Source organism: Mesorhizobium sp. M7A.F.Ca.CA.004.04.2.1 (assembly GCF_004022825.1).
In the GTDB taxonomy this organism is placed as follows: Bacteria; Pseudomonadota; Alphaproteobacteria; order Rhizobiales; family Rhizobiaceae; genus Mesorhizobium.
Window position 1 is genome coordinate 1 of record NZ_RZPH01000545.1, and the last position, 4,059, is coordinate 4,059.

The 4,059-nt window shown below is 60.9% G+C and carries 8 protein-coding genes; 2 read left to right on the forward strand and 6 right to left on the reverse strand.

Annotated features, from left to right (window positions below):
• The coding region (locus tag EN893_RS22155; RefSeq protein ID WP_164901014.1) for a sulfotransferase at window positions 1-740 on the forward strand (740 nt) is incomplete at its 5' end.
• Window positions 741-881: 141 nt separating this feature from the next.
• On the opposite strand, the gene EN893_RS22160 is transcribed toward EN893_RS22155, so the two are convergent.
• Entirely contained in the window at window positions 882-1,235 is a 354-nt protein-coding gene (locus EN893_RS22160) for a DUF1428 family protein (RefSeq protein ID WP_127268660.1), read from the reverse strand.
• Between the two features lie 75 nt (window positions 1,236-1,310).
• Window positions 1,311-1,739 (reverse strand): glyoxalase/bleomycin resistance/extradiol dioxygenase family protein, encoded by a 429-nt coding sequence (locus EN893_RS22165; RefSeq protein WP_127268665.1) that lies wholly within the window; start codon window positions 1,737-1,739, stop codon window positions 1,311-1,313.
• A 238-nt stretch (window positions 1,740-1,977) separates the two neighbouring features.
• Between EN893_RS22165 and EN893_RS22170 the strand changes: the two genes are divergently transcribed.
• On the forward strand, window positions 1,978-2,592 hold the full coding sequence (locus EN893_RS22170) for a glutathione S-transferase family protein (RefSeq protein WP_127268661.1): 615 nt from the start codon (window positions 1,978-1,980) through the stop codon (window positions 2,590-2,592).
• Window positions 2,593-2,608: 16 nt separating this feature from the next.
• Here the strand turns inward: EN893_RS22170 and EN893_RS22175 are convergent, their stop codons facing one another.
• From EN893_RS22175 to EN893_RS22190, 4 genes are all read right to left on the reverse strand, one after another.
• Window positions 2,609-2,767, reverse strand: coding sequence for a hypothetical protein (locus EN893_RS22175; RefSeq protein WP_127268662.1), 159 nt, complete (start codon window positions 2,765-2,767; stop codon window positions 2,609-2,611).
• 135 nt (window positions 2,768-2,902) lie between these two features.
• The gene (locus EN893_RS22180) at window positions 2,903-3,211 is read right to left on the reverse strand and encodes a HigA family addiction module antitoxin (protein ID WP_127268663.1); all 309 of its coding nucleotides are present in this window, start codon (window positions 3,209-3,211) and stop codon (window positions 2,903-2,905) included.
• 27 nt (window positions 3,212-3,238) lie between these two features.
• Window positions 3,239-3,517, reverse strand: coding sequence for a type II toxin-antitoxin system RelE/ParE family toxin (locus EN893_RS22185; protein WP_023809788.1), 279 nt, complete (start codon window positions 3,515-3,517; stop codon window positions 3,239-3,241).
• A 78-nt stretch (window positions 3,518-3,595) separates the two neighbouring features.
• Window positions 3,596-4,059, reverse strand: a 464-nt coding sequence (locus tag EN893_RS22190) for an ATP-binding cassette domain-containing protein (RefSeq protein ID WP_164901015.1), incomplete at its 5' end; no start/stop codon positions are given.

The window sequence follows — 4,059 nt, forward strand, 5'->3', positions numbered from 1 at the left end:
GGCCCAGCTCAATCAGCGACGACACGCCGATCTTCATCGTCGGCATGCCGCGTTCGGGCACGACGCTGGTCGAGCAGATCATTGCCAGCCATCCGCAGGTCTACGGCGCAGGCGAGCTCAGCATCTTGAAGAAGGCGGTCGGCAAGCAGTTCCCGGCGACCATGCCGGGTGGCTTCCCATGGGGCGTATCGGATATGGGCGATGCGGATTTTGCCGAAGCAGGCCAAGCCTATCTCGACATGCTGCATGCCCGCTATCCGAACATGCGCCACGTCACCGACAAAATGCCGGGCAACTTCCTGCTTGTCGGCTTCATCCACATGATGATGCCGAAGGCCAGGATCATCCACTGCGCGCGCGATGCGGCGGCCACCTGCCTGTCGATCTACAAGGTGCATTTCCGCGGCGACAGCCATCGCTATGGCTACGATCTCGGTGAGCTCGCCGACTTCCACAATCTCTACACCGACATCATGAAGCATTGGCACACGGTGCTGCCGGGCGTCGTGCATGATGTACGCTACGAGGATTTTGTCGCCGACCAGGAAGGACAGACGCGGGCATTGATCGCTCATCTCGGTCTGCCCTGGGACGACGCGGCTCTATCGTTCCACGAGACCGACCGACCGGTTCGCACGGCTTCAGCCGCACAGGTGCGCCAGCCGATGTATCAAGGGTCGGTCGATCTGTGGAAGCGCTATGGAGACCGGCTGAAGCCGCTGCTCGACAAGCTGGATTAGCGCAACGCTATCTAGCTGATCGTGGCCTTAGAGATTGGCCTAAGCACCCGCGTCGTCATCCTAGGGTCTTCGCGACGGAGCTTCGCGCTTCGCCCTAGGATGACGAAGCTGAGAGGCTTCTTCTAATCTGCAACCGGCTGCTCAAAGCTCAATGAATGGCTTGAAGCCACCGAAGATCATGCGCTTGCCGTCGAACGGCATGTCCGCCCAATCGGCCTTCAAGCGCGGATCTGCCATCACCTTGGCCATGACGGCATCGCGGCTCACCCGCGACTCATAGACGGCCCAGGCGAAGACGACGATCTCGTCGTCCTTGGCCTGCACGGCACGCGGGAAGGACGTGACCTCGCCATAGGGCACGTCGTCGCCGATGCATTCGACATAGGCGAGCGCGCCATGTTCCCTCCAGATAGGCCCTGCGAGGTTGGCCAGCTTCTTGTAGTCATCGAGTTTTGCCCTGGATACGGCAAGTACGAAACCATCGACATAGGACATTTTGGATCTCCTCCTGGAAGTTCACAGGGCCTCACCGGCGCCGGCCGGTGAGGGGCTCGGGCCATCGGCGGCAGATCAGGCTTTCTTCACCGGCGCGTTCATCGCCCATTCGACGCCGAACGGGTCGCGCATATTGCCCCACTGATCGCCCCAGAACATGACCTGGAGCGGCACGGCGACTTCGCAGCCGGCATCGACGGCGCGCTTCCACCAGGCTTCGATGTCGTCGCTGCCGAGGTGAAGCTGCATGGTGTAACCCTGCGGCTTGACGGCGGGCATTCCGTTTTCCGGATAGAAATCGGAGAGCATGAGGGTCGAGCCATTGATGTGGAGGTGAATGTGCATGGTGCGGCCTTTTTCGTCCGCCGGGTAGGCAAAGACCTGCTCCGCGCCGAAGGCCTTCTTGTAGAATTCGGCAGCCTTGAAGGCGCCATCCAGCTGCAGATAGGGGGTCAATCCGCCGAGCACTTTGGCCGCGGGCTGAACGGGGGTCTGATCAGTCATTTGTTGTTCCTCTTTGCGTTTGGCCTTGCGAGCCATAGGACGGATCGGACGGCGGCGATCCTACATGGCGGCGAAATTTTTTTGGCGGTCGGCCCTTGATAATCCCGGACAGCCGCGGGCTCGAGCGAGAGGCGTGAAACGAACTTGCGTCGGCGGCGCCCAATCAGAGCGCAATTCTCTCGGCTCGCAGGCTAGAACAGATGGATCACGCGAACGCCTCTTCAACCCCGGGACGACAATGATCCTCTACTATCAAACCCACTCACCCTTCGCGCGCAAGGCGCTTGTCTTCGCCCATGAGGTTGGCATTGCCGATCGGCTGGAGGTCATCCATCATGAGACCAGTCCGACCTTGCGCAACGCCGATGTCTACGCCGAAAATCCGCTTGGCAAGGTGCCGGTGCTGTTGCGGCCAAATGCGTCGCCGATCTTCGATTCCGATGTCATCTGCGCCTATCTCGACACACTGCATGACGGCCGCAAGCTGCTGCCGCAGGACGGCGAGGCGCGCTGGCAGGCGTTGCGGCTTCAGTCGGTCGCCCAGGGCCTCGCGCAGACAGGCATCGCTTTGCGCTGGGAGACAGAAAGGAGACCCGAAAAGCTGCGCTATGGTGCTCTCGCCGACGGATACCGGGAAAAGATCGAGGCGAGCTACGACTGGATCGAAAGCGCGCTGGACGACGAGGCACCGCTCCATGTCGGCCACATCGCCTTGGCCACCACGCTGTCCTGGATGGCGTTCCGCCACCTGCCGCCTTTTCGCTCGCGGGCGCGGCTGACGCACTGGTTCGAGGCTTTCGAAAAACGCGTATCGATGCAGGCGACACCGCTTTCAGGTGATACGCATGACTGACTGGCGCCTCGCGAGGTCAGGGGCGGCGGCCGTTCTGCGCGTCGAAGACGTCCGGAAAGCCGATATCCTTGCGCAGCGAGGCCGGCAGCGAAAGCAGGATGCGCTCGCTGCGGTGACGAGCGCGCGCTGCCGCATACCGGGTTGCGACGCGACCGATGGATGAAAGAACCGACATGATAATTCTCCCTGGGTTGGCGCCGGCATCATCGTGTCGGCATCCCAAGGACGCGATGGGCTGAGGCTATCCGACAGACCGTCGAGATTTTTTATCGCGGCGTCTGATGGTCTGTCCGAATGCTGCCGTGCGGACCTACGCAACCCTGAGCGTAGGGATCGCTGAAACATCAACTTCACGCTCTGCGTGCCAAGCATCGAAAGCCGCTTGCATTCGAAGCCAGATCGCGGCGCCGTCGCCGAACAGCTTCCCGAGGCGAGCGGCCACAGCCGGCGAAACCGGCTTCTTTTCGCGGATGATGTCATAGAGCTGCTGCCGGGAGATCCCGAGCAGATTTGCAATTTCCACCTTGGTCTTTCCAGTTGCCGGGATAATGTCCTCAAGCAGCGCTCCCGGGTGGGAGGGACAACGCTCAATAGGACGCGTCGGCTCGTGCACGGTCATAAGTCGAACTTCTCCAGTCTGGCCGCCTCAGTGATATTGCTCGAAATCGACGCGGGCAGCGTCCTTGCCGTCGAACTCGAATGTGATGCACCACGGACCGTTGACGTGGACCGTGTAGCGGATTGGATCGAAGCCTTTCAGCGGGTGGAAATCGAAGCCGGGAAGGTTCATCTCCTCCGGCTTCTCCGAAGCTTCCAGGCGGTCAAGCCGGACAAGAATGCGCTTGTGCATCTTGGCGTCGATCTTGCCGGTCTTTCCAGTTTGAAAGAGGTCCGACAGCGCCTTGTTCTTGAAGGACTTGATCATCGATATATGTAAACAGATTGCTTACAAAAACAAGGTCTGTAAGCAAATAATTTACATGCCAGTCGACCTCCGTTGGCCTCATCCTGCCGTTTCGGCCACTGAGCGGAAGAACTCCTCGGGGTCCTCGACTTCGGTCAGCTTTCGTTTGTCGATCAGCCAGAAGCGGTTGCCGATGGCGCGGATGAAGGAGCGGTCGTGCGAGGCGAGCACGCAGCTGGCCTGATGCGCCAGCAGTTCCGCTTCCAGCGCTTCCTGGCCGTCGATGTCGAGGTGGTTGGTCGGCTCGTCCAGCAGATAGAAGTTGGGATTGGCGAGCCTCAGCGCCAGCATCATCAGCCGCGCCTTCTGGCCGCCGGACAGCACGCCGATCTTTTTCTCCTGCATCTCGATGACCACGCCAGCACCGGCCAGCAACGACCGTGCGCGCTGCTCGCCGACATCGTAGCGGCGCGAGACCATCGCCAGCGGCGTGTCGTCGCCGCTGATGCCCGACAGCACCTGATCGCTGTAGCCGAGCACCGTCGACGGCGTCACCTTCACAT